This is a genomic window from Candidatus Latescibacterota bacterium (genome assembly GCA_020633725.1).
Lineage (GTDB): Bacteria > Krumholzibacteriota > Krumholzibacteriia > JACNKJ01 > JACNKJ01 > VGXI01.
This window is the reverse complement of sequence record JACKDC010000006.1, coordinates 178,902-202,012: the sequence shown is the minus strand read 5'-3', so window position 1 is coordinate 202,012 and position 23,111 is coordinate 178,902. Positions and strand designations below refer to the sequence as shown.

General features: G+C 72.5%; 22 protein-coding genes. 11 read left to right on the top strand and 11 right to left on the bottom strand.

The features are described 5' to 3' along the window. Window positions 1-42 precede the first annotated feature (42 nt). The 6 genes from H6693_13300 (at window position 43) to H6693_13275 (ending at window position 5,849) form a co-directional block, all read left to right on the top strand. Window positions 43-1,422, top strand: a complete 1,380-nt coding sequence (locus H6693_13300; protein MCB9517160.1) for an NAD-dependent succinate-semialdehyde dehydrogenase — start codon at window positions 43-45, stop codon at window positions 1,420-1,422. Window positions 1,423-1,676: 254 nt separating this feature from the next. Then, a complete protein-coding gene (locus H6693_13295) occupies window positions 1,677-2,057 on the top strand; it encodes a transcriptional repressor (protein MCB9517159.1) in 381 nt (126 codons plus the stop codon). Beyond that, window positions 1,952-2,944 carry a zinc ABC transporter substrate-binding protein gene (locus H6693_13290; GenBank protein MCB9517158.1) on the top strand — a complete coding sequence of 331 codons (993 nt, stop codon included), beginning with the start codon at window positions 1,952-1,954 and terminating at the stop codon, window positions 2,942-2,944. The genes H6693_13295 and H6693_13290 overlap by 106 nt, the downstream gene beginning before the upstream one ends. Further along, entirely contained in the window at window positions 2,941-3,723 is a 783-nt protein-coding gene (locus H6693_13285) for an ABC transporter ATP-binding protein (protein MCB9517157.1), read from the top strand. Before H6693_13290 ends, H6693_13285 begins: the two co-directional genes overlap by 4 nt. Continuing rightward, window positions 3,720-4,550 (top strand): metal ABC transporter permease, encoded by an 831-nt coding sequence (locus tag H6693_13280; GenBank protein ID MCB9517156.1) that lies wholly within the window; start codon window positions 3,720-3,722, stop codon window positions 4,548-4,550. Before H6693_13285 ends, H6693_13280 begins: the two co-directional genes overlap by 4 nt. A 33-nt stretch (window positions 4,551-4,583) precedes the next feature. Then, window positions 4,584-5,849 carry a T9SS type A sorting domain-containing protein gene (locus H6693_13275; GenBank protein MCB9517155.1) on the top strand — a complete coding sequence of 422 codons (1,266 nt, stop codon included), beginning with the start codon at window positions 4,584-4,586 and terminating at the stop codon, window positions 5,847-5,849. A 550-nt stretch (window positions 5,850-6,399) separates the two neighbouring features. On the opposite strand, the gene H6693_13270 is transcribed toward H6693_13275, so the two are convergent. The 9 genes from H6693_13270 to H6693_13230 all read right to left on the bottom strand — a co-directional run bounded on the left by H6693_13270 (window position 6,400) and on the right by H6693_13230 (window position 15,762). Beyond that, a complete protein-coding gene (locus tag H6693_13270) occupies window positions 6,400-7,263 on the bottom strand; it encodes a hypothetical protein (protein MCB9517154.1) in 864 nt (287 codons plus the stop codon). Window positions 7,264-7,280: 17 nt separating this feature from the next. Next, entirely contained in the window at window positions 7,281-7,916 is a 636-nt protein-coding gene (locus H6693_13265) for an O-methyltransferase (protein ID MCB9517153.1), read from the bottom strand. Next, the gene (gene elbB / locus H6693_13260) at window positions 7,916-8,578 is read right to left on the bottom strand and encodes an isoprenoid biosynthesis glyoxalase ElbB (GenBank protein ID MCB9517152.1); all 663 of its coding nucleotides are present in this window, start codon (window positions 8,576-8,578) and stop codon (window positions 7,916-7,918) included. Before elbB ends, H6693_13265 begins: the two co-directional genes overlap by 1 nt. Before the next feature lie 49 nt (window positions 8,579-8,627). Then, window positions 8,628-11,699 (bottom strand): efflux RND transporter permease subunit, encoded by a 3,072-nt coding sequence (locus H6693_13255; GenBank protein ID MCB9517151.1) that lies wholly within the window; start codon window positions 11,697-11,699, stop codon window positions 8,628-8,630. Window positions 11,700-11,710: 11 nt separating this feature from the next. Further along, complete coding sequence (locus H6693_13250; GenBank protein ID MCB9517150.1) at window positions 11,711-13,030, bottom strand: efflux RND transporter periplasmic adaptor subunit; 1,320 nt, start codon at window positions 13,028-13,030, stop codon at window positions 11,711-11,713. Further along, window positions 13,008-14,249: a TolC family protein gene (locus H6693_13245; protein MCB9517149.1), complete on the bottom strand. Its 1,242-nt coding sequence runs from the start codon at window positions 14,247-14,249 to the stop codon at window positions 13,008-13,010. Before H6693_13245 ends, H6693_13250 begins: the two co-directional genes overlap by 23 nt. A gap of 47 nt (window positions 14,250-14,296) precedes the next feature. Beyond that, the gene (locus tag H6693_13240) at window positions 14,297-14,641 is read right to left on the bottom strand and encodes a hypothetical protein (GenBank protein ID MCB9517148.1); all 345 of its coding nucleotides are present in this window, start codon (window positions 14,639-14,641) and stop codon (window positions 14,297-14,299) included. Between the two features lie 86 nt (window positions 14,642-14,727). Then, window positions 14,728-15,093: a hypothetical protein gene (locus H6693_13235; protein ID MCB9517147.1), complete on the bottom strand. Its 366-nt coding sequence runs from the start codon at window positions 15,091-15,093 to the stop codon at window positions 14,728-14,730. Between the two features lie 78 nt (window positions 15,094-15,171). Continuing rightward, entirely contained in the window at window positions 15,172-15,762 is a 591-nt protein-coding gene (locus H6693_13230) for a hypothetical protein (protein MCB9517146.1), read from the bottom strand. A gap of 129 nt (window positions 15,763-15,891) precedes the next feature. Here H6693_13230 and H6693_13225 point away from each other — a divergent pair, with 129 nt between their 5' ends. Then, entirely contained in the window at window positions 15,892-16,614 is a 723-nt protein-coding gene (locus tag H6693_13225) for a creatininase family protein (GenBank protein MCB9517145.1), read from the top strand. Here H6693_13225 and H6693_13220 read toward each other — a convergent pair. After that, the gene (locus H6693_13220; GenBank protein ID MCB9517144.1) at window positions 16,611-16,922 is read right to left on the bottom strand and encodes a Rieske 2Fe-2S domain-containing protein; all 312 of its coding nucleotides are present in this window, start codon (window positions 16,920-16,922) and stop codon (window positions 16,611-16,613) included. The two genes, H6693_13225 and H6693_13220, sit on opposite strands and share 4 nt — an antisense overlap. Window positions 16,923-17,073: 151 nt before the next feature. On the opposite strand from H6693_13220, the gene H6693_13215 reads away from it, so the two are divergent. Genes H6693_13215 through H6693_13200 form a run of 4 tightly spaced genes read left to right on the top strand, consistent with a single transcriptional unit; the run spans window position 17,074 to window position 22,196 of the window. Continuing rightward, on the top strand, window positions 17,074-17,904 hold the full coding sequence (locus H6693_13215; protein MCB9517143.1) for an ABC transporter substrate-binding protein: 831 nt from the start codon (window positions 17,074-17,076) through the stop codon (window positions 17,902-17,904). A 13-nt stretch (window positions 17,905-17,917) separates the two neighbouring features. Next, the gene (locus H6693_13210; GenBank protein ID MCB9517142.1) at window positions 17,918-19,093 is read left to right on the top strand and encodes an amidohydrolase; all 1,176 of its coding nucleotides are present in this window, start codon (window positions 17,918-17,920) and stop codon (window positions 19,091-19,093) included. Window positions 19,094-19,114: 21 nt separating this feature from the next. Further along, window positions 19,115-20,668 carry a hypothetical protein gene (locus H6693_13205; GenBank protein ID MCB9517141.1) on the top strand — a complete coding sequence of 518 codons (1,554 nt, stop codon included), beginning with the start codon at window positions 19,115-19,117 and terminating at the stop codon, window positions 20,666-20,668. Further along, window positions 20,640-22,196 (top strand): glycosyltransferase family 39 protein, encoded by a 1,557-nt coding sequence (locus H6693_13200; GenBank protein MCB9517140.1) that lies wholly within the window; start codon window positions 20,640-20,642, stop codon window positions 22,194-22,196. Before H6693_13205 ends, H6693_13200 begins: the two co-directional genes overlap by 29 nt. On the opposite strand, the gene H6693_13195 is transcribed toward H6693_13200, so the two are convergent. After that, window positions 22,193-23,047 carry a neutral zinc metallopeptidase gene (locus tag H6693_13195; GenBank protein ID MCB9517139.1) on the bottom strand — a complete coding sequence of 285 codons (855 nt, stop codon included), beginning with the start codon at window positions 23,045-23,047 and terminating at the stop codon, window positions 22,193-22,195. The two genes, H6693_13200 and H6693_13195, sit on opposite strands and share 4 nt — an antisense overlap. Window positions 23,048-23,111 lie beyond the last annotated feature (64 nt).

The following is a 23,111-nucleotide window of genomic DNA, read 5'->3' as shown; positions in this document are numbered from 1 at the left end:
GGAGTCCTAGGCTGGATGGAGCCCCGACGAGGAGGAATCGGCATGCGCGTGGACTGCGTGAATCCCAGCACCGGCGAGCGACGGCACCAGTACGAGACCATGAGCCAGGCAACGCTCGAGGCGGCGGTCGAGCGCGCCGCGTCGGCCCAGCGCGCCTGGCGTGAGCGGCCGCTGCGCGAACGGCTGCCTCTCTTCCGGGAACTCGCCGCCGTTCTGCGCCGCCACGGGGACGAATGGGCCGCGCTGATCACCCTCGAGATGGGCAAGCGCATCGCGGAGTCCCGCGCCGAGCTGGAGAAGTGCGCCTGGCTCGCGGAGGTCTACGCCGACAACGGCGAGGCCTGGCTGGCGGAAGAGGCCGTGGTCGCCGACGGACTCCGCCACCGCGTCCTCTTCCAGCCGCTGGGCGTGGTGCTCTCGATCATGCCCTGGAACTTCCCGTTCTGGCAGGCGATGCGCTTCGCCGTCCCCGCCCTGCTCGCCGGCAACGCCGGCCTGCTCAAGCACGCCAGCAACGTGCCCGGCTGCGCGCTGGCCATCGCCGAGGCCTTTGCGGAGGCCGGCTTCCCGCCCGATCTCTTCCAGACCCTCTTCGCGGCGCACCAGGATCTGGAGGTCGTCATCACGAGCGACGTGGTCGGCGGCATCTCGCTCACCGGCTCCACCGCGGCCGGCGCCCGGGTGGCCGCGGCGGCGGGCGCCGCCCTCAAGCGCGTGGTGCTCGAGCTGGGCGGATCGGACCCCTTCGTGGTGCTGGACGACGCCGACCTGGACGTCGCCGTGGCCGGCGCCGCCCTCGGCCGCCTGATCTGCACGGGCCAAAGCTGCATCGCGGCCAAGCGCTTCATCGTGCAGGACGCCCTGGCCGACGCCTTCGCGGAGCGCCTTGCCGAGCGCTTCCGCGCGCTGCGTCCCGGCGATCCCGCCGACGCCGACACGACCCTCGGCCCCCTCGTCGACGAATCCGCGCTCCGCGCGCTCGACGACCAGGTGCAGCGCAGCGTGGCGGCCGGCGCGCGTTTGCTTTGCGGCGGCGAGCGCATCGACCGCCCCGGCTTCTACTATCCGGCGACCGTGTTGACGGGGGTGACGCCCGAGATGGCCGTGGCGTCGGAGGAGGTCTTCGGTCCGGTGGCGCCGGTGCTGCGCGTACGCGGCGAGGCCGAGGCGCTCGCCCTCGCCAACGCCACCGCCTTCGGACTCGGGGCGAGCGTGTGGACCCGCGACCTGGAGCGCGGCGAGCGCTTCGCGCGGGCGCTGGAGGCCGGGAGCGTCTTCGTGAACTCCATCGTGAAGAGCGATCCGCGCATGCCGTTCGGCGGCGTGAAGAAGAGCGGCATCGGACGGGAGCTGTCAGCCTACGGGCTGCGCGAGTTCGTCAACGTGAAAGGTCTTAGCGTGTACGCCCACGAGCGGGCCTAGCGGCCGGCACAAGTTGGCATATCTAAATCCTTTAGAAATATCACAAGAGTCTTGCTTGCCTTTCTGGCGCGGCGGGACCACACTCCGCAGCGTCAGCACGCCCCCGGCTCTACTGATGCCACTACTCCGCCGGGAGGCCTCGACGGTGCCCGAGCCCATGGCCCGGGCATTTTCATGCGCTCGAACGCGGCCCTCTTGACTTTTATTGATAAGCCCCTATCAATAGGAGTGTCCGGTTCCCGTCGAGGTGACGCGTGCAGCGACGTACCCGCCAGCGCGAGGCCATCCTGGCCGCGCTTCAGCGCACAGACCGCCCGCTTTCGCCGCGCGAGATCCTCGTGGAGGCCGCGAGGACCGTCCCGCAGCTCGGCATCGCCACGGTCTACCGGCAGGTCACACGCCTGATCGAGGCCGGCGAGCTGCGCGAGGTCGCGCTCCCCGGCGAGCCCAGCCGCTACGAGCTCGCGGGCAAGGGGCACCATCACCACTTCCGCTGCCGACGCTGCGAGCGCGTCTACGAGCTGGATCGATGCCCCGGCAACTTTCGAACCCTCGCCCCCGCCGGCTTCCTGGTGGAGGACCACGACCTCCTGCTCACCGGGCTCTGCCCCGGCTGCCGGAGCGTGCAGGCGTGAGCGCGCGCGCCCTGGCGCTTGCCGCCTTGCTGGCGCTCGCGCTGCCCGCCCCCGGGGGCGCGGCGCCTCTGCGCGTGGCCGTGAGCGTCCTGCCCGAGCAGGCTTTCGTCAGCGCCGTGGCGGGTTCACTGGCCACGGTGGACGTCCTCGTGGGGCCCGGTCGCAGCCCCGCCACCTACGAGCCGACGCCGCGCCAGATGGCCTCGCTCGCGGACGCCGCGCTCTTCCTGCCCATGGGCGTGCCCTTCGAACAGGCCTGGCTGCCCCGTCTGACGGCCGCGGCGCCGGGACTGCGGGTGGTCGATCTCGTCGCGGCGGCCGGCATCGAGCGTCTGACGCTGCACGGACACTCCCACGGCGACGCCCCCGCCTCCCCGGCGGGCGCCGAACTCGACCCCCACCTCTGGACCGACCCCCGTCTGGTGGCGCGCCTGCTGCCGCCCCTGGCGGACGCCCTCTGCGCCGCCGATCCCGCGCACTGCGATGCCTTTCGCGCCGGCGCCGCCGCCTACGCCGACACGCTCGCCGCCCTCGACGCCGAGCTGCGCGCCATCCTCGCGCCGGTGCGCGGGCGACGCTTTCTCGTCTTCCACCCCTCCTGGGGCTACTTCGCCGCGGCCTACGGGCTCGAGCAGGTGGCCATCGAGCACGAGGGCAAGGAACCGGGGGCGCGCGCGCTCGCGAACGTGATCGACGCGGCCCGCGCCTCGGGACTGCGGACGATCTTCGTGCAGCGGCAGTTCGCGTCGGGCGCCGCACGCGCCGTGGCCGACGCCATCGGCGGCGACGTGATCGCGGTCGACCCGCTGGCCGCCGACTACTGCGCCAACCTGCGCCGCACGGCCCGCATCATGGCCGCCGCCCTGGCCGCGGAGGACTCGCCGTGAGCCACGCACCCCAGGGCGGTCCCGCCATCGCGGTCCGCGACGTCAGCTTCCGCTACGGCGGCGTGGCCGGCCGGCCGGCTGTGCTCGAGCAGATCACCCTCGACGTGCCCGACGGCGAGTTCCTCGGCCTCGTCGGCCCCAACGGCGGCGGCAAGAGCACCCTGCTCAAGCTCATGCTGGGCCTGCTGGAGCCCGAGCGCGGCAGCGTGCGCATCTTCGGCCGACGTCCGCGCGAGGCGCGCGGGCTGCTCGGCTATGTCCCGCAGTTCCGCACCTTCACGCGCGACTTCCCCATCTCGGTGGGCAAGGCCGTGCTGCAGGGCCGGCTGGGCCGCACGCGCCGCCTCTTCGGCTACGGCGCCGACGACCGCGCGATCGCCGCGCGGGCCATGGCCGACGTGGGCATCGCCGACCTCGCGGCGCGTCCGCTGGGCACGCTGTCGGGCGGCCAGCTCCAGCGCGTGCTCATCGCCCGGGCGCTGGCCTGCGAGCCGCGGATCCTGCTGCTCGACGAGCCCACCGCCAACGTCGACGCCCGCGTGGAGACGAGCCTCTTCGATTTGCTGCGCAGCCTCAACCGAGCGCTGACGATCGTGGTGGTCTCGCACGACGTGGGCTTCATCTCAGACTACGTCGGCCGCGTGGCCTGCCTCAACAAGCGGCTCGTCTGCCACGAGACCAGCGCGCTGAGCGGGGACGTCATCGCCGAGATGTACGGCGGCGGCGCGCACATGATCCACCACCACACGCACGTGGATCCCGCGGAGCCCGGGCGATGAACCCGGGCAACTTCTTCGACGCCCTCACCGACCAGCGTTTCCTCCAGTACGCCCTCGCCGGCGGCCTGCTGGCCAGCCTCGGCTGCGGCATGATCGGCCCCTTCGTCGTGGTCAAGCGACTGACCTTCCTCGCCGGTGGCATCGCGCACGCGGTGCTGGGCGGCATGGGCATCGCGCACTACCTGGGCGTGTCGCCGCTGGCCGGCGCGCTCGTCGCCGCGCTCGTGGCCGCGCTCGTGATCGGCGCCGTCAGCCTCAAGGCCCGCCAGCGCGAAGACACCCTGATCGGCGCGCTCTGGGCCGTGGGCATGGCGGTGGGCATCCTCTTCATCTCGCGCACGCCGGGCTACAACACGGACCTGATGAGCGTGCTCTTCGGGAACATCCTCATGGTGACGCCCGGGCATCTGCGGCTCATGGCCGGACTCGACCTCGCCCTGCTGCTGCTGGTGGCCGTGTTCTACAAGCAGTTCCAGGCCGTGGCCTTCGACGAAGAGTTCGCCCGCCTGCGCGGCGTGCCGGTGACCTTCTTCTACCTCCTCCTGCTCTGCATGATCGCCCTCACCGTGGTCCTGCTGATCCAGGTGGTGGGCCTCATCCTGGTGATCGCGCTGCTCACGCTGCCGGCCGCCGTGGCGGGGCAGTTCGTGAACTCCCTCGGGCGCATGATGGTGATCGCGGCGCTGCTCGGCGCGGCGCTCAGCACCGGCGGCCTGGCCATCAGCTACGGCCCCGATCTGCCCGCGGGCGCGACGATCATCCTGCTCGCCGGCGGGGTCTATCTCCTCTCGACCCTGCTCGCCCGCCTCCTGCACCGCAACGGCTGATCCATGCTATAGTTGATGCATGGGAGGTCCGCCATGCGTCGACTCGTTCTCGCCACCGCTCTGCTCCTGCTCGCCGCGACCGCTGCCGCGCTCGACTGGGAGTACGTCGGCATGGATGGCGTGAGCGCCACCACGATCACCGTGGATCCGCTGCACGACCGCGTGTTCGTGGGCACCTACGAGGGCTTCCACTATCTCGACCTCCCCACCGACACCTGGACCGAGCGCGACTGGGAGGACTGGATCGGCCGGCAGGTCTACGCGGTGGACTTCGCCGACGACCTGCCCGGGCGCGTGATCACCGGCCGCGAGAACGCCTGGTTCAAGGGCTACCTCGAGGTCAGCGACGACCTCGGCGCCACCGAGACCTTCGTCTACGAGTCCACCGGCGGCCGGGTCACGGACATCATGCACGCCGACCTCTCCGACCACTGGGCCTGCACCTGGTCGGACGTGGCGCCGGGCGAGCTGCTGCGCTCCACCGATGCCGGCGTGAGCTGGTCAACCGTGGGCGGCCACGGCTTCTCCGCGATGACCGACCTCGAGCTGCCGGGCAGCGGCGAGCTCTACGTCGCCGGCGACGCGGGCGTGAAGTGGACCCACGACGACGGCGCCACCTGGGAAAGCCTCAACGGCGACCTGCCCGCGGGCCAGGGGGTCTACTGCATCTGCTACGCCTATGCCGGCGGCGATGTCCTCACGCCCACCAGCCTCTTCGCCAGCGTGGACGCCGGGGTCTACTTCAGCGAGACCCCCGGTGACTGGACGCCGATGCTCACCACCTCCTGCCGGCGGCTCGTGAGGCTGCCGGTGCCCGTGTATCTCGCCCCCGACGCGCTCGCCGCCGTGACCTGGGACGGCCGCGTGCTCGTCTCCCGCAACTTCGGCGGCAGCTGGGACGACGAGACCGGCATCCTGCCGGGCACACCCATCGATGCGGCCTACTGCCCCTACGATCGGGGGCTCTACGTCCTCACGTCGACGCGCGGCCTCTACCGCTTCCGCAACGTCGTGACGGAGACGCCGTCCGCCCCCGCCGCTCGCCTGGCGGTTGACGCCTGGCCCAACCCGTTCAACCCGAGCACGACCCTGCGCATCGAGTTGCCCGCGGCCGGGCCGACGACGTTGCGCATCCACGACGTGCAGGGGCGCACGGTGGCCACGCTCCTCGACGGCGCGCAACCGGCCGGTGAGCGGCGATTGGTCTGGCGGCCCGACGGCCTGCCGAGCGGTGTCTACCTCGCGCGGCTTTCCAGCGCATCCGGGGATGTGTCGACGCGGCTCATTCTGCTGAAGTAGCCGTCGCGTTCGCGGCGACCTGCGCGCGGTGGCCGCCGGCTTCACCCGCCCCCGGGGGCGGGTGGCAAGCGCAGCGAGCACCAGCTCTTCTTTCGGGTCGAGTTGGCCGCCCTCGGGTAGCGCTTCGATCAGCGCTTCCCAGCGCATCGCGGCCGCAGGCGTGAATCGATGCGTAGCCCAGCTCGCGGAAGAGCCGCTCCTCCATTGTCGAGGTGCAGGACAGCAGCGCCCGCTTCTCGAGGCGCTGCAATCGCTCAAGTTCGGTGGCGAGAACCCGGTGCAGTCGCCGGGCGCGGTCGGCTCGAGTCTCCATGATGAAAGTCCCAGGAAAGTGCAGCGGGAGGCTTGCGATGGATACCAATGTATAGTATTGTGCAAAGGTCGTCAAGGGCGGCCGAACAGATAGTCGAGAGAATCTTTCCGCGGCAGCCCCCACCCGCCCCCGGGGGCGAGCGAGACCAGGAGGTCCGATAGCGCAGCAGCACCGAGCGCCGCCGCTGAACGACCCGCCCCCGGGGGCGGGTCCATGCAGCGTCGCGTCCGGCCCGATCTACCAGTGCGCGCTCAGGAGAAAGAGGGGGATGAAGCTCGAGTCGTCCGTCCCGGGACCGATGGGATTCACGGCGCCGATCGTGAAGGAGGTGCTGTCGCCGAACAGCCTGAGGGCAAAGGTCACGTAGCCGCTCACCACGTCGTCGTCGCTGGCGACGTCGAGCTGGCTGTCGCGCCACTCGGCGAGGAGCTTGGCCCGCGGAAGCAGCTGCAGGTCGCCCCCGAGCATCACGGATCCTCCGCGGGTGCCGGACTCGTCGACGCCGCGCTCCACGGCCAGGTTGATCGACCGGCGGTCGTTCCCCAGGCCCAGAACGGCGCCCAGTCCCGTGTAGCGCTGGTCGTCTTCGGCGATGACGTGCAGCCCCGTGAGCGCGAAGCCGAGGCCGCGCAGCCGGCGGTCCACGACCTGGTACTTGAGGCCGATGGCGACGAAGTCTGACAGAAAGGGCCAGATGCCGAGGGCCGAGACGTCCAGGCGATCGGTCAGCCCATAGCCGGCGTTGAAGACCACCACGTCGTAGGCGCGAAAGTAGCCCCGACCGCGGCCTACGGTGCAGGGGGACGGTGTCAGCAGTACCGAGTTGAAGTCCGGGTCGCCCGTGCGCGGGCCCGGGACCGCCTGGATGCTCGCGATCTGCTCGCGCAGGAGGTGTACCCGCCCGTGCGCAGGGATGTCGAGGACCACCATGTCCTCGCTCTCGGCGAGGATGCGCCCCGTGAGCTGGCTGCCGTCGACGAGTTCGACCAGGAACAGCGGCGGCGGTCCCTCGAAGCCCCGGTTGCGCGCGCCCGTGCGGGCCGCCGCGGACGCCGCCGCAACGAGCAGCAGCACGAGCGCCAGCGCGAGCGTGCGGCCCATGCCCACTCCTTCCCCTGCTAGCGCAGGCGGACGCAGAGCCCCACGCCGTCCCGGATCGGCAGCAGGCTGCTGAGGAACTCCGGGCTGTCCCACATGCGCGCGGTGAAGGCGCGCACGCCGAGGGTGCTGTCGTCGGTGTCGTCGGGGTTGGCCACGCGGCCGTCCCAGAGGAGGTTGTCGATCACGAGCGCGCCGCCCACGCGAAGGTGCTGGCGGAGCAGCGGATAGACGTCGGGGTACTGCTCCTTGTCGACGTCGCAGAAGATGACGTCGAAGAGCCCCGGCGTGACCTGGAGCAGGTCCTGGGCGTGTCCGGCGAGGTAGCTCACCTTGTCGGCGACGCCTGCGCGCGCGTGGAAGTCACGGGCGCGATCGAGATTGGCGGGATCGCCGTCCGTGCAGACCACCTCGCCGTCCTCGGGCAGCGCGCGCGCGAACCACAGGGCGCTGTAGCCGAAGCCCGAGCCGAGCTCGAAGACGCGCCTGGCGCCCATCAGGTGGACGACCTGCGCGAGGAAGCGACCCACCTCGGGCCCGACGATCGGAAAGCCGCGCTCGGCGGCGAGCGCGTGCATCTCGCGCAGGAGGGGATCCTCGCCCTGCAGGGCCAGCGCGCGCAGGTAGGCCTCGACGGGCGCGTCGTGCAGGGCCATCAGTGGCCCGCCAGGTCGAGGACGGCCTTCACCAGCTTCTCGATGCCGTCGGCGGCTTCGCTCACGCGCTCGGCGAGCATGTAGGCCGGTGTGGTGACGATGCGGTTCGGCGTGTCCACCACGAACTCGCGCACGGGGCAGTCCACGTGCTTTGCGCCCTTGGCCTCGATCGCCGCCGCCGTGCCCGCGTCGTTGCCGATGGTCAGCGTGGGCGGCACGGACTCGCCCGCGAAGACCGTCGCCAGGACCGCGGGCGCGATGCAGATGGCGCCGATGGGCTTGCCGGCCTTGTGCACCTCGCGGAGGATGCGCGCGACCTCGGGGTTGGCCGCGGCCTTGGCGCCCTTGCTGGCGAAGTCGGACAGGTTCTTGGCGGCGCCGAAGCCGCCGGGGAGGATCAGCGCGTCGATCTCGCGCTCGCGCAGCTCGGCGAGCGGCTTGATCTTGCCGCGCATGATGCGGGCCGACTCCACGAGGACGTTCCGCTTCTCGCCGGTGGCCTTGCCCGAGTAGTGGTCCACCACGTCGAACTCCACGTCCGGCGCGGCGGCGATCACCTCGGCGCCGGCGCGATCCAGGGCCAGGAGGGTGGCCACCGTCTCGTAGATCTCGCTGCCGTCGAAGACGCCGCAGCCCGACAGGACGACTCCAACCTTGGTCATGCTGCACCTCCGCGCTGTGTGGCCATGATAGACCGGTGCTCGGCGGGCGTCAAACCGCGTCCGCCGGGTCGCACGGCGCCGGCGCGCGGGGCGGCAGCGTGGCGTAGAGCGTCGGCAGGATCAGCAGGGTGAGCGCCGTGGCGCTGAGCAACCCGCCGATGACCACCGCCGCCAGCGGTCGCTGCAGCTCGGCGCCGGGCCCGCGGGCGACGAGCATGGGCGCCAGGCCGAGGACCGTGGTCAGGGTCGTCATCAGCAGCGCCCGGAAGCGCAGTCCGCAGGCCTGCAGCACCGCGTCGCGCACGGCCAGCCCCTGCTGTCGCAGCTGCGTGATGAAGGTGACCAGCACGGTGCCGTTCTGCACGGCCATGCCGAAGAGGGCGATGAAGCCCACCGTGGCCGGCACCGAGAGGTCGATCCGCAGCAGCAGCATGGCCGCCACGCCGCCCAGCAGCGCGAAGGGCAGGTTGGCCAGCACCAGCACCGCCGCGCCGGCCGATCGCAGCGCGACGTAGAGCATGAGGCCGATCAGCAGCACCGCCGTCGGCACCGCGATGCTCAGCCGCGCCATGGCCCGCTGCTGGTTCTCGAAGCTGCCACCCAGCTCGAGCCAGTAGCCCGGGGGCAGCGAGGCCACCAGCGGGTCCAGCGCCTCGCGCGCCTCGGCCACGAAGCTGCCGAGGTCGCGGTCGCGGATGTTCGTCTCGACCACCACGCGGCGCATGCCCTGCTCGCGGCTCACCTGGGCCGGCCCCTCGCGGTGGACGAGCGCGGCCAGCTGACCCAGCGGCACGCGCAGCCCCGCGGGGGTGGGCACGAGCAGGCCCAGGATGTCCGCCTCGCTGGCGCGGCGCGCGGCCGGCAGGCGGACCTGAACGCCCGTGCGCACGCGTCCGTCCACGAGCTCGGTGGCGACGCGGCCGCCGAGGGCGGTCTCCACCAGCGCGCCGAGGTCCTCGACGCCGAGCTGGTGCCGCGCCAGCGCGCGCCGGTCGGGGAGCAGATCCAGCTGGCTGAAGCCGGTCACCTGTTCGACGCTGATGTCCTCGGCGCCCTCCACGCCGGCGAGCGCGGTGGCGGCGTCGTCTGCCACCGCCTTGAGCCGCTCGAGGTCGGGACCGAAGAACTTGAGCGCCAGATCGCTGCGCACGCCCGAGATCAGCTCGTTGACGCGCAGCGCGATGGGCTGGCTGAAGGCGAGGCGCAGTCCCGGCACCTGGGCCAGGTCGGCGGCGATGGCCGCCTGCAGCGCGGGCTTGTCGCGGCCGGTCGTCCAGTCGCGCTCGGGGTGGAGCATCACCAGCACGTCGGTCTGTTCCGGGCCCATCGGATCCTCGCCGATCTCGGCACGGCCCGTCTTGCTCACCACCGTGCGCACCTCCGGGAAGGCGGCGAGACGTCGCTCGATGAACGCCGCCGTGCGCACCGAACCCTCGAGGCCGGCGTTGGGCAGGCGGACCACGTTGATCGCGAGCGCGCCCTCGTCCAGGTCGGGCAGGAAGGCCGTGCCCAGGCGGGGGAGCAGCGCGAGTACGAGCAGCAGCGCGCCGGCGGCCAGGCCCAGCGTGAGGCGACGCCGCGCCAGGGTGCGCGCCAGGAGGGCCAGGTAGCCGTCGCGCAGGCGGCGCAGGAAGCGCGGCTCCGCGCGCTCGACCGTACGACCGCCGGCCAGCAGCGCGGGCGCGAGGAGCAGGGCCACCGCCAGCGAGCCGAGCATGGCGAAGATCAGCGTGATCGCCAGCGGCTTGAAGAGCTTGCCCTCCATGCCCTCGAGCGCGAAGAGCGGCAGGAAGACGAGCACGATGATCAGGATCGAGAAGGCGATGGGGCGGGCGACCTCGCGCAGGGCGTCCACGACGGCCCGCGGACCGGCCACGCGCTGCCGGTGACGCATGACGTTCTCCGTCACCACGATGCTGCCGTCCACCACCATGCCGATCGCGATCGCCAATCCGCCCAGGGTCATCAAGTTCGCGCTGAGCCCGGCCGCACCCATGCCCAGGAAGACGAGCAGCGCCGTCATGGGGAGACTCGCCAGCGCCACCAGCGCGCCGCGCAGGCTGCCCACCAGGGCCAGCAGCACCAGCATCACCAGCAGGCCGCCCTGCAGCAGGGCACCGCGCACGGTGCCGATCACCGCGCTGACGAGCTCGGTGCGGTCGTAGTACACGTCCACGCGCACGCCCTCCGGCAGCGACCGCTCGATCGACGGCAACGCCGCCTTCACCCGCTCCACCACCTCGCGCGCGTTCTCGCCCTTGAGCATGATGACCATGCCGGCCACCACCTCGCCCGCTCCGTCGCGGGTCACCGCGCCCAGGCGGGTGACGCCGCCGATCTCGACCGAGGCCACGTGCTCCAGCGTGACGGGCGTGCCGTCCTCGGCGCGCAGCACCACGCCGCGCAGATCCTCGGACGAGGCCATGAGCCCCACGAGCCGCAGGTTCTCCTGTTCCCAGCTCCGCGTGACGAACCCGCCCCCCACGTTGCGGTTGCTCGCGGCGATGGCGTCCACCACCTCGTCCAGCGTGATGCGGTACTTGAGCAGCCGGTCCGGGTCCACCAGCACCTGCACCTGCCGCACCTCGCCGCCGAAGCTGTTCACCTCGTTCACGCCGGCCAGGGCGCGCAGGCGCGGCGCCACCACCCAGTCCTGCAGCGCGCGCAGCTCGCGCAGATCGTGGCGGTCGCTCTCCAGCGTGTACTGGAAGATCTCGCCCAGTCCGGTGCTGATCGGCCCGAGCTCGGGCTCCACGCCGGGGGGCAGATCGCCGCGGGCCTGCTGCAGGCGCTCGGTGACGAGCTGGCGGGCGAGGTAGGTGTCCACACCGTCCTCGAAGACCACCACCACCTGCGAGAGGCCCGACTTCGACAGCGAGCGCACGAGGGACACGCGCGGCAGGCCGCCCATGACCGTCTCGATGGGAATGCTCACCTGCTGCTCGACGTCCACCGGCCCGAGCCCCGGCGCCTCGCTGAGCACCATGACCTGCTGGTTGGTGACGTCCGGAAAGGCGTCCAGCGGCAGGCGCTTCCAGGCCAGCAGGCCGAGCGCGGCCAGCAGCAGCGCGCCGGCCAGCACGAGCCCCCGGCTTCTCACGACGTTCTCGCTCCAGTGCATCATGGCGCCCCCTAGTCCGCGCAGCCCGCGCCCATCTTGGAGCGCAGGACGTCCGACTTGAGCAGGAAGGCCCCCTGTCCGGCCACGGTCTGGCCGGCGGCGAGCCCCTCGACGATCTCCACGTGCCCACCCAGCCGCCGCCCGCTCGTCACGGGCCGGCGCACGAAGTACTCCCCCTCGTGATGCACGAAGACGAACTCGCGCCCCGCGTCCGCCAGCAGGGCGTCGGCCGGCACGGCGAGCGCGCGCTCGTCGCCCGGCAGCTCGACGCGCACCCGCGCGAACATGCCCGGCCGCAGGAGGCCGTCGGGATTGGGCAGCAGCACGCGGGACTTCACGGTGCGCGTGGCCTCGTCCATGCTGCGGCCCAGCAGGTCGAGCGTGCCGGGGAAGACGCGATCCGGGTACGCCGCCACGATCACCTCCACCGGCAGCGGGCCAGCGCGGCGAAGCGCCTCGAGACGCGCGAGCTGGCCTTCGTAGACGTCGACCCAGACCCAGAGCGTCTCGGTGTCACCGAGGAGCAGCAGGTCCGCGCCGGGCTCCACGGGTTCGCCGCGAACGGCGTGGAGGCCGAGCACCTCGCCCGCGAAGGGGGCGCGCAGGAGGAGTCGGCCGTCGGCGCGGGCGGCGTCACCCTGGATCAGCGCCTCGATCTCCCCCGCCGCCACCCCGAGGGCCAGCAGGCGCTGGCGGCAGGCCTCGCGACGGATCCGCGCGGCCTCGAGCTGCTGGGCGGCCTCGAGGGCCTCGCGCTCGCTGGCGACCGCCGCGTCGCGCAGCGCGCTCAGGCGTTCGTGGGCACGCGCGGCAAGGGGCTCGGCAGCGAGGGCGTCGAGGTAGGCGGCCTGCGCCTCGGCGAGGGCCGCGCTCTGCAGCACCAGCAGCGGCTCGCCGGCCTTCACCGGCTGACCGAGGTCCACCTGCACGGCGGACACGACGCCGGCGACCAGCGGCGTGAGGTGGGCGATGCGGTGTTCGTCGAAACGGATCTCGCCGGGCAGATCGACCGCCTCCGCCACCGCCCGCGTGTCCACGGTGGCCGTGGCGATCAGGCCGTCGCTGATGAGCACGGGGGTCACGCGGGCCACGCCCACCTCGTAGCGGCACTCCGCGCAGGCGTGGGCCGCGAGGTCGTGCTCGCAGCGCGCGGCGAAGAGCGCGTCGACGGGGCGGTCGAGGTCGGAGAGCTCGTCGTCGTGGTCATGGTCGTGGTCGTGCGCTTCCTCGGCGTGGGCGGCGGCGAGGTGCTCGTCCACGCCGTGACCGCGCTCGCAGGCGGCGAGAAGCAGCAGCGGCAGGAGGAGTCTAAGGCGCGAGGTCGGGCGCATGGTCGTCATCTCCGGCGTTGAGGGCGTCGAGGTCGGCGAGGGCGAAGCGGTAGTCGAGCCGGGCGGCCAGCAGCGCGAGGGCGCTGCGGGCGTGGGCGCGGCGCGCGTCGAGGAGCGCGACGAGATCGGCCTCCCCCACGCGGTACTCGGTTTCGAGGGCGTCCAGCGCGCGGCGCGCGCGCGGCAGCACCTCGGCCTCGAGGCGGGTCACGTGGTCGCGGGCCAGGCGGGCGTGGGCGAGGGCGTCGTCGAGCGCGTCGGCCAGCTCGCGCTCGAGGCGGCGCTGCTCCTCCCGCGCGCGCGACGTCTCCGCGCGCGCCCGGTCCACCCCCGCGCCACGGCGGTCGAAGAGCGGCAGTTCGAGGGAGAGCTGCAGGGCCTGAACATCCGCGTCGGCCTCACGGCCGCGCAGCGCGCCCAGGCGAAGGCCCGGCCAGCGGTCGGCGCGGGCCGCGGCGAGCCGAGCGTCGGCCGCGGCGCTTCGCGCCCGGGCGCCGGCCAGCGTGGGGTGCGACGCCGCAGGGTCCGCGGCGGGCAGGGGCGGGAGGGTGTCCCAGTCCGCGTCGACGCGCAGGTCGGCGGGGTCGCGCAGGGCCAGCCGGCGGCCCAGGGCGGCGCGCGCCAGGCGCGCCTCGACGTCCGCGGCGGCGAGTGCGCTGAGCAGCTCCTCGCGCTCGAGCTCGAGGCGCAGCAGCTCGGCGGGACGCGCCTCGCCGAGCTCGACGCGCAGCCGCGCCAGCTGCACGAGGCCTTCCGCGTGGGCGCGCAGTTCGTCCAGCAGCGCCAGCCGCCGGCCGTCGTGGGCCACCTGCCAGAAGTCGCGAGCGAGCTGGCGGCGCAGGTCGCGCCGCGCGAGGTCGAGCGCGGCGTCGGCGGCGGTCACCGACGCGGCGGCCGCCGCGCGCGCGTGCCGCCAGGGACCCCAGGGACGCAGCGGCAGGCTGACGCCCAGCTCCCAGGTTTCGCGGGTGACGTCGGCGTCGAGCGGCTCGGCCCGGCCGCCGGCCAGTTCCAGCTCGGGGTTGGGCAGCGCCAGCGCGCGCCGGTCGGCGGCGGCGGCATCGCGCTCGGCGCGCGCGGCGGCGAGTTCGGGCTGCGAGGGCAGGGCGGCGAGGACGTCCTCCCACCGGAGAACGGTCTCGGCCGCCGTGCCCCCCGGCAACAGCAGGGCAAGGACGAGGACGCCCAGTCGACGCCCCGTCGGCAAGGGCCACGGCATGGCCACTCCCTTCGAGGGGGGTGCTTGGTGTCGGCGAACGGGGGAGATCAGACCGCTGTCGTCAGGGGCGGGCGCTCGAGGCGGGCGCGGTGGCCGGCTGGCAGCGCGCCGTCGGCCGCGGGCGTGAACGCGCCAGGCCGCGTCGCGTGCACGGGTGCGCCGAGTCCGGTCAACACGCCTGTGATGTGGCAGGCGCAGAGGCAGACGTGGGCGCCGTGCTCGGCGGCGGGGCCGTCGCAGTCGGCGCAACTCGCACAGGCCAGCACGACCTCCGCCCCCGGGGGCGGGGCCGAGGCGTGGCCGTCATGCAGGCAGAGCTCCGCCGAGACCGCGCCGAGCAGGAAGAGCAGGGCGGCCAGGGCGAGCGAGCGATTGCGCAGTGCGTTCAGCATGGTGACGGAAACGCCGGCATGACGACCGGCGTTCCCCAATGCTAACAGCTCGAGAGTGCCGGCGCAAGGCGACCGGCGCGCCGCGCCTACCAGTGGCCGACCAGCTGATCGCCGGAGAAGATGAACTCCCTGTTCTCGCCCGGGTAGATCCAGTGCTCGGTCGGGCTGGCGAACTTCAGCTCGAAGTAGCGATAGGGCGGGAAGCCGAACTTCCGGTAGACGTCCAGCCGGTCGCCCTTGAACTGGGCGACCAGCTCATGAAAGCGAAAGACGCGACGACCCTTCTTGCCGGGTCCGGGGACGTTCTTGCCGGAGTCCTCCGCGGGCGCGATCGTGGCGGGTGCTTCGGCGCGCGCGGCGCGGGCCTGCGAGGGGGTGCCCGCGAGGGCGCCGGCGAGCAGGACTGCGATCCCGAGTCGACTCCACAGGCGCGAGGCGTGGGACTGCGGCATGGCGTCCTCCTTTCACCTTGGTGAAAGGAGCAACGCCCATGCCGGAGGCATCGGAAACCCTCGGGAGCCGCGCGGCGCCTACTCGCAGCTGCAGTGATTGAACCAGCCCGCGAAGATGGCCAGGTCGGCCACGGCCACCATTCCGTTCTCGTCGAAGTCGGCGCAGGGGTCCGCGCTCTGCCAGCTCGCGCCGAAGAGGCTGAAGTCGGTCACGGTGACCTCGCCGTCGCCCGAGAGGTCGGGACCGTTCACCGCAAAGGTGAGCGTCTCGAAGGGCATGCCAAGCACGACCGCTTCCACGTTGACCGCCGCGCAGTCGGCGACGGGGTCAACCCACCAGCCATGAACGCCGCTGATGGTGGTGTGGCCTGGGTCGGGAGCGAAGGTGGAGCTGTCCGCGTGGACTTCCGCGCAGAACTGAAAGCCTTCGAAGCTCATGAACCAGATGTCGGAGGCGAGCACTTCCACCGGATTCGCGTCAGGATAGTCAAGGATCCAGACGTCCACCACCGGCATCGGATCGGCCCCGCAGGGCGCCACCGTGAAGACATGGGGGTCCAGGATCGTGGCCGAGCAGTTCGCCGTGTTGGGAATATCGACGGCCCGGGCGGCGCCCGCAGGCCCCACCATCAGCGCCAGAGCGACCAGCGAGCCCCAAAGACGTTTCATGATGTCCTCCATTGATCCACGTCGCCCGACCATAGAAGTATACGCCAGGCGAGGCTCCGCGCACAAATCGCGCTTGCCGGCGCCGGCACGATCTGCGCAGCCTGACCGACAGCCCTCGGGAGGCAGCCCATGCGCATGGCCTTGATGACCTGGCGTCAGGTGGAGAGCTACCTGGCGGAGCGCGACATCGTCCTGATCCCCACCGGCGCCACGGAGCAGCACGGCCCGAACGGCCTGCTGGGCACGGACCACCTGGTGGCCGAGCAGCTCGCCCTCGCCCTCGGCGAGCGCTGCGAGGTGGCCGTGATGCCCGTGTTGCCCGTCGGCATGAGCCAGCACCACCTGGGCTTCCCCGGCTCGGCCAGCCTCACGGCGGCGGGTTACGCGGGCATGCTCACCGAGACCGTGGAGTCCCTGGCGCGGCACGGCTTCCGGCGCTTCGTCTTCGTCAACGGGCACGGCGGCAACACGGTGCCGGCCAAGGCGGCCGCCAGCGACCTGCTGGCGCGCCGCGAGGATCTGGAGTGGATCTGGCGGAGCTGGTGGGAGCACCCGGCGGTGAAGGCGCTGGAGGATGAGCTCTTCGGCGACCGCAACGGCGACCACGCCACGGCCGCCGAGATCAGCATGACGATGCACCTCTTCCCCGGGGCCGTGGCGCCGCTGGCTCCGGTGGACGTGCGGCACCCGGCGCACGAGTGGCCGCTGGGCCCGCGGCGCTTTCGCGAGACCTTCCCCGACGGGCGCATGGGCAGCGACCCCTCGCTGGCCGACGCGGCCAAGGGGAAGCGGCTCTTCGAGCTGTGCGTGGAACTCTACGGGACCGAGCTGGACGACCTGCTCGCGCGCTAGGCCAGCAGCACCCAGATCGCGTCGTCGCGCACCTGCACCGGGAAGGTGGCCACGCCGTCGGCGTCGCGGTCCTCCACCTCGCCCGTCTCCAGGTTGATCACCCAGCCGTGGTCGTGGCAGCAGACGGACCGGTCGACGATCTCGCCCTCGGACAGCTCCGCGCCCATGTGCGGGCAGCGGTTCTCGATGGCGTAGATCTCCTCGCCCGTGTTGAAGACGGCGATGTCGTAACCCTCCAGCGAGAAGCCTCGCGCCTCGCCGGCGGGGACGTCCTCGAGCGGGCAGACGCGGACGTAGTCGGACTCCATGCTTCCTCCCGGCCATGCATCCGTGGGCCGGCAGTCTAGCAGAAGCGGCGGGTCGCCGGAAGAGCCCGCGTGCCCCGCGCCGCCTTGATCCCCGCGCGGCCGATCTGCTAGGATGCCGCCTTCCGACAGCATCTTCTATAATGGAGACACCATGGACATCCTGCTGGGCCACAGTCCGGATCCGGACGACGCCTTCATGTTTTACGGTCTTGCGAAGGGCGGCGTCGACCCCGGGCCCTACCGCTTCACGCACATCCTTCAGGACATCGAGACGCTGAACCGGCGCGCCCTGAACGGCGAGCTGCACATCAGCGCGGTGTCGATCCACGCCTACGCGCACCTGCAGGACAAGTACGCGCTGCTGTCCAGCGGCGCCAGCATGGGCGACGGCTACGGCCCCATGCTCGTGGCCAGGCCGGGCCTCACCCTCGACGAGGCGAAGCGGCGGACCATCGCGGTGCCGGGCACGCTGACCAGCGCCTTCCTCGCGCTGCGGCTGGCCATCGGCGACTACGAGCACGCGGTCGTGCCCTTTGACGAGATCACCCAGCGGGTGGCCGCGGGCGAGTACGATGCCGGGCTCATCATTCACGAGGGGCAGCTCACCTATGCCAGCGAGGGCCTGAACCTGCTGCTGGATCTGGGGATCTGGTGGGGCGACGAGACCGGCGGCCTGCCGCTGCCGCTGGGCGGCAACGCGGTGCGGCGCGACCTGGGCGCGGCGCGGATGGCCGAGCTGAACGGCATCCTCAAGGCGAGCATCGCCTACGGGCTCGAGCATCGCGAGGAGGCCGTGAAGTACGCGCTCGACTTCGGCCGCGGACTCGACCTGGGCCTGGCCGACCGCTTTGTCGGCATGTACGTCAACGAACTGACGCTGGACTACGGCGAGCGGGGGCGCGAGTCCATCGCGCGTTTCCTGCGCCTGGCGCACGAGCGCGGCTACCTGGACGCGCCCGTCGAGGTGCAGTTCATCACCTAGCCGGGGAGGCGCCGTGGAGGCACTCAGTCCCAGCCTGACCGCCGGCGAACGCAGCGAGCTGGTGCGCCTGCGGCGCGACTTCCATCGCTTCCCCGAACTGGGGTTCCAGGAGCGGCGCACGGCGGGGATCATCGCCGAGTTCCTGCGCGGGCTGGGCCTCGCGCCGTCGACCGGCGTGGCCGAGACCGGCGTGGTGACGCTCATCAACCCCCACGCCGACGGCCCCACCCTGCTCCTGCGCGCCGACATGGACGCGCTGCCCATCCACGAGATCGACGGGCGCGACTACGGCTCCGCCCACGCCGGCGTGATGCACGCCTGCGGCCACGACGGCCACTGCGCCACCCTGCTCACCGCCTGTTCGGTGCTCAAGCGCGAGAGCGCGTCGCTCGGCGGGCGCGTGAAGGTGATCTTCCAGCCGGCCGAGGAGGGACTCGGCGGCGCGCGCCGCATGATCGAGGAGGGCGTGCTCGACGCGCCGCGCGTGGACGCCGCCCTCGGCCTGCACTTCTGGAGCGGCCTGCCGACGGGCCAGGTGTCCGTGAGCCCCGGCGCCACCATGGCCGCGGTGGACGAGTTCCACCTGCGCATCGTCGGCCGGGGGGGCCACGCCGCGCACCCGCACGAGACCTGCGACCCCGTGGTGGCCGGCGCCGCGCTGGTGACGGCGCTGCAGACGCTCGTCTCGCGCCGCCACGACCCGCTGCACTCGCTGGTGGTGACCGTGGGCGAGTTCCACGCGGGGAGCGCGTTCAACATCATCCCCGGCGAGGCGCGGCTCAGCGGCACGGTGCGCTGCTTCGACAAGGCCATCTGGGAGGCGATCCCCGAGCAGCTCGAGCACGTCGCGGCGGGCATCTGCCACGCGCACGGCTGCGGCTACGAACTGGACTACCAGCGGCAGAACATCCCCCTGGTCAACGACGTCGCCATGGCCGAACTCGTGCGCGAGACGGCGGTGGACCTGCTGGGCACCGACAAGGTGCTGGAGGTGCGCACGCTGGGCGGTGAGGACATGGCCGACGTCCTCGACCGCGTGCCCGGCTGCTTCTTCTTCGTGGGCTCGGGCAGCGAGGCCAAGGGCATCACCGCCGGCCACCACCATCCGGCCTTCGATCTGGACGAGGACGCGCTGGCCATCGGCGTCGAACTGCTGGTGCGGGCCGCCCGCCGCTACTTCGCCGGCTAGGCGCCGCGGGAGGGGAAGACCATGCGACGCCTCAGCGCCGGCACCTGGCTGGCACTCGTCTTCGCCCTCATCGCCGTGGGCCTGCTCGCCTGGCTCGGCATGGACCTGCTGGGCGGCCCCGCCCGCGTGAGCTACCTCGTCACGGTCGCCACGCCTCCCGAGCAGATGGTCACCGTGGAGGCGCGGCTCGAGCACCTGCCGCGGCGCATCACCACCCTGCGCCTGGGGATGAACACGCGCTACGCCTTCGTCATGCCGGACTCCGCGCTGCTCGCCGGACCGCCGGAACTCACCGCCGCCGACGGCCGCCAGCTCACCCTGCGGCAGGTCGGCCCCTTCGAATGGCTGGCCGCCCTCGGCAGCACGCGCGATCTGGCGCTCCGCTACCGCGTGCCGCTCACGCAGCGCGCGCTCCCGGGCGTGGCCGGCCGCGACGAGTACGAGCAGCCCTTCATGCTCGCGGGCACGGATGGGCAGCCCGGCTACGGCATGCTGTCCACGGGGGCGGTCTTCATCGCGCCGCTGAACGCGGGCGAGCCGGAGCTGCGGGTGAGCTTCGCGCCGCCGGCGGGCTGGGCGCTGCACGTCCCCTGGCCCGAGGCCGAGCCGGGCGTCTACGCGCCGGCGGGCGTGGCCGATCTGCGCGAGGACCTGGTGGCCCTGGGCGCCTGGTCCGTGCGCGAGGTGGAGCGCGGCGGCTGCCGGGTGGAGATCGCGGTGGCGCCCGGGCAGGAGCGGCTCGAGCGCCTGGTGACGCCCTTCGTCGCGCGGATCGTCGAGGCCGAACTGGGCCTCTTCGGCATGACGCCCCAGCCGCGCTACCTCTTCCTCTTCCACCCGGGGCGCGCCGACTTCTTCGCAGGTTCGCCGAAGAGCAACTCCATGACGCTGCAGCTCTCGGCCGACCCCGAGCGGCCGTTCAAGCTGGCGGACCTGTCGCGGCTCGTGGCCCACGAGTTCCATCACACCTGGGTGCACGCGCGCTACGCGCCGCCCGACGTGCTGCGCTTCTTCAACGAAGGCTTCACGGACTACTACGCCTTCCTGGTGAGCGCGCGGCTGGGCCTGATCGACTGGGAGCGCTTCGGCGAGGAGCTGGCCGAGCGCATGGACCGTCTCGCGGCCAATCCGCTCGTCGGGCAGATGTCGCTGGCGGAGGCGGGCGGGCCGATCTTCTTCGAGAGCGAGCCGGCGGGCGATCTGGTCTATCATGGCGGGACGCTGCTGGCGGCGCTCCTGGACCGTCACCTGCGCGCGGCCGGCGACTCGCTGGGCCTGGACGGGTTCATGCGCGGCTTCAACAACGACCCGCGCTGGGGCTGGGAGCATGCGCCGGGGCTGTCGGACTTCGTCGCCGCGGTGGCGAGCGCCGCCGGCGAGGACTACGCCGCCGCGCTGCGCGCGCGCGTCACCGAGCCCTGGAGCCTCGATCCCGTGACGGCGTTCGCGGAGGAGGGCGTGACGGTCACGCGCCAACCCGCCCCCGGGGGCGAGCGCTACTGGCTGGACCCGGCGCCATGGCAGATGGACGCCGCGGAGGTGGAGCATGGCGACGCCGTCGCGGACAGCCTCTGAGCGGCCCCTGGCCCGGCGCCTGCTGCTGGGCCTCGCCGCGCTGCAGTTCGCGCTGCACCTGCTCAGCAACGGCCGCTTCGGCATGTTCCGCGACGAGTACTACTACCTCGCCTGCGCCGACCACCTGGCCTGGGGCTACGTGGACCATCCCCCGCTCTCCATCGCGCTGCTGGCCGCCTGGCGCGCCGCGCTGGGCGACGGCGTCTGGGCCATCCGCCTGCTGCCGGCCGCGGCGGGCGCGGCGCTGGTCTTCCTGACCGGCGCGCTGGCCCGCGAACTCGGCGGACGCCGCGCGGCCCAGACCCTCGCCGCGCTGGCCGTGCTGATCATGCCGGCCTTGCTCGTCACCACGGGCTTCTACTCGATGAACGCCTTCGAGCCGCTGGTCTGGCTGGGCGCGCTGCTCCTGCTGGTGCGCGCGCTGCGGGGTGACGGCCTCGCGCCCTGGCTCTGGCTCGGCGCGCTGCTGGGCCTGGGCCTGCTGAACAAGATCAGCGTGCTGCTGCTGGGCGCGGGGCTGGCGGTGGGGCTCGTCGCCACGCCGGCGCGGAGGGCCTTCGCGACACCGGGCCCCTGGCTCGCGGGCGCGATCGCGCTGGCGCTCTTCGCGCCGCATCTCGTCTGGCAGCAGCGGCATGGCTGGCCGACGCTGGAGTTCATGGCCAACGCGCAGGCGCACAAGATGATCCCGCTGCCGCCCGCCGCCTTCCTCGGCGAGGTCGCGCTCGAGACGCACCCCGGCAACCTGCTGCTCTGGGTCGTCGGGCTCGGCTGGCTCTTCGCCGCGCGCTCGGTGAGGGAGCGGCGCTGGCTGCGCCCGCTGGCGTGGATCTGGCCCGTGGCCGCCGCTGTGCTGATACTGCGGCACGGCAAGCCCTACTACCTGGCCCCGGCGCAGCCGCTGCTGCTGGCCGCGGGCGCGGTGGCGGTCGTGGGCTGGCTGGAGCGTCACTGGCGCTTCGGCGCGCCGCTGCTGATCGGACTCACCGCGCTGGGCGGCGCGTTCACGCTGCCGCTGGCCCTGCCGCTGCTCTCCCCGGCCGAGACGGTGGACTACCTCGCCGCCAGCCACCTGCATGGGCGCTCTTCCGAGCACGGGCACGAGGACGACGTCCTGCCCCAGCACTTCGGCGACCGCTTCGGCTGGCCCGAGATCGCGCGCGCCGTGGCGGACGCGACGGCCACGCTCTCACCCGAGGAGCGCGCCGACTGCCTGGTACTCTGCACCAACTACGGCGAGGCCGGCGCGATCGACTACTACCGGAAGCGCGGCCTCGACCTGCCGCCGGTGGTCTGCGGCCACAACAGCTACTGGGACTGGTGGCCCGAGGGGCGCGGCGGCGAGACGGCCATCGGCATCAACCTGTCGGTGGAGGCCCTGCTCACGGGCTACGAGGAGGTCACGCTCTTCCGCGTGCTCGACACGCCCTACGCGATTCCGAAGGAGGGGCGGGCGGCGATCACGATCTGCCGGCATCGCCGCGTGCCGCTGGAGGAGGCGCGGCCCTACTACCGGCACCTGGACTAGAGGTCGCGCGCCGCGAACGTGTCGCCCTGGCTCAGGTCCCCCGTCTCGAAGCCCCGCGTGAACCAGCGAACGCGCTGCTCGCCCGTGCCGTGTGTGAAGGCGTCGGGCACCACGCGCCCCTGGGACTGGCGCTGGATGTTGTCGTCGCCGATGCGATTGGCGGCATTGAGCGCCTCCTCGATGTCCCCGGGCTCGAGGATGTCGAAGCGCCGCTGCGCGTGGTGCGCCCAGACCCCGGCGAAGAAGTCCGCCTGCAGTTCGAGTCGCACGGAGAGCGCGTTGGCGTCGCGCTCGCTGGCGCGGCTGCGCTGGGCGTTCACGCGGTCGGAGATGCCCAGCAGATTCTGCACGTGGTGCCCCACCTCGTGGGCGATCACGTAGGCCTGGGCGAAGTCGCCCGCCGCGCCGAAGCGCTGGCGCAGGGTGTCGTAGAAGCTGAGGTCGATGTACGCGGTCTGGTCGCCGGGGCAGTAGAAGGGCCCCACCGCCGCGCTCTGCGTACCGCAGGCCGAGCGCACCGCGCCGGTGAAGAGGACGAGCTGCGGCTCCACGTAGCGCCGCCCCTGCGCCGCGAAGAGTTCGCCCCAGACCGCCTCCGTGTCCGCGAGCACCACCGAGACGAACTGCGCCAGCTCGTCCGAGCTGGCGTCCACGGGCGCGCCCATCTCCTGCCCGGACGGCGCCCCGGCGCCCTGCTGGTCCAGCAGCGCCGACGGATCCCCGCCCATGAGCATGTAGATGATCAGGATGATGAGCCCCGCGCCCCCCAGCCCACCGCCGATGGCGGCCGGCCGGCGCGCGCCGCGCAGGTCCCGCACGTTCTGACTGGACTGACGTCCCTTCCAGCGCATGGCCGCCTCCCGGGTGGATGGGACGCAAATGCTAGCCGAAGCGACCCTTCCGGCGCTAGTCTGA

Excerpts from the sequence above, each read along its gene's own strand:
- H6693_13300 (MCB9517160.1), top strand. The coding sequence starts at position 43 with ATGCGCGTGGACTGCGTGAATCCCAGCACCGGCGAGCGACGGCACCAG.
- H6693_13290 (MCB9517158.1), top strand. The coding sequence starts at position 1,952 with ATGCCCCGGCAACTTTCGAACCCTCGCCCCCGCCGGCTTCCTGGTGGA.
- H6693_13280 (MCB9517156.1), top strand. The coding sequence starts at position 3,720 with ATGAACCCGGGCAACTTCTTCGACGCCCTCACCGACCAGCGTTTCCTC.
- H6693_13275 (MCB9517155.1), top strand. The coding sequence starts at position 4,584 with ATGCGTCGACTCGTTCTCGCCACCGCTCTGCTCCTGCTCGCCGCGACC.
- H6693_13270 (MCB9517154.1), bottom strand. The coding sequence starts at position 7,263 with ATGGGCCGCACGCTCGCGCTGGCGCTCGTGCTGCTGCTCGTTGCGGCG.
- H6693_13265 (MCB9517153.1), bottom strand. The coding sequence starts at position 7,916 with ATGGCCCTGCACGACGCGCCCGTCGAGGCCTACCTGCGCGCGCTGGCC.
- elbB (MCB9517152.1), bottom strand. The coding sequence starts at position 8,578 with ATGACCAAGGTTGGAGTCGTCCTGTCGGGCTGCGGCGTCTTCGACGGC.
- H6693_13255 (MCB9517151.1), bottom strand. The coding sequence starts at position 11,699 with ATGCACTGGAGCGAGAACGTCGTGAGAAGCCGGGGGCTCGTGCTGGCC.
- H6693_13250 (MCB9517150.1), bottom strand. The coding sequence starts at position 13,030 with ATGCGCCCGACCTCGCGCCTTAGACTCCTCCTGCCGCTGCTGCTTCTC.
- H6693_13245 (MCB9517149.1), bottom strand. The coding sequence starts at position 14,249 with ATGCCGTGGCCCTTGCCGACGGGGCGTCGACTGGGCGTCCTCGTCCTT.
- H6693_13240 (MCB9517148.1), bottom strand. The coding sequence starts at position 14,641 with ATGCTGAACGCACTGCGCAATCGCTCGCTCGCCCTGGCCGCCCTGCTC.
- H6693_13235 (MCB9517147.1), bottom strand. The coding sequence starts at position 15,093 with ATGCCGCAGTCCCACGCCTCGCGCCTGTGGAGTCGACTCGGGATCGCA.
- H6693_13230 (MCB9517146.1), bottom strand. The coding sequence starts at position 15,762 with ATGAAACGTCTTTGGGGCTCGCTGGTCGCTCTGGCGCTGATGGTGGGG.
- H6693_13225 (MCB9517145.1), top strand. The coding sequence starts at position 15,892 with ATGCGCATGGCCTTGATGACCTGGCGTCAGGTGGAGAGCTACCTGGCG.
- H6693_13220 (MCB9517144.1), bottom strand. The coding sequence starts at position 16,922 with ATGGAGTCCGACTACGTCCGCGTCTGCCCGCTCGAGGACGTCCCCGCC.
- H6693_13215 (MCB9517143.1), top strand. The coding sequence starts at position 17,074 with ATGGACATCCTGCTGGGCCACAGTCCGGATCCGGACGACGCCTTCATG.
- H6693_13205 (MCB9517141.1), top strand. The coding sequence starts at position 19,115 with ATGCGACGCCTCAGCGCCGGCACCTGGCTGGCACTCGTCTTCGCCCTC.
- H6693_13200 (MCB9517140.1), top strand. The coding sequence starts at position 20,640 with ATGGCGACGCCGTCGCGGACAGCCTCTGAGCGGCCCCTGGCCCGGCGC.
- H6693_13195 (MCB9517139.1), bottom strand. The coding sequence starts at position 23,047 with ATGCGCTGGAAGGGACGTCAGTCCAGTCAGAACGTGCGGGACCTGCGC.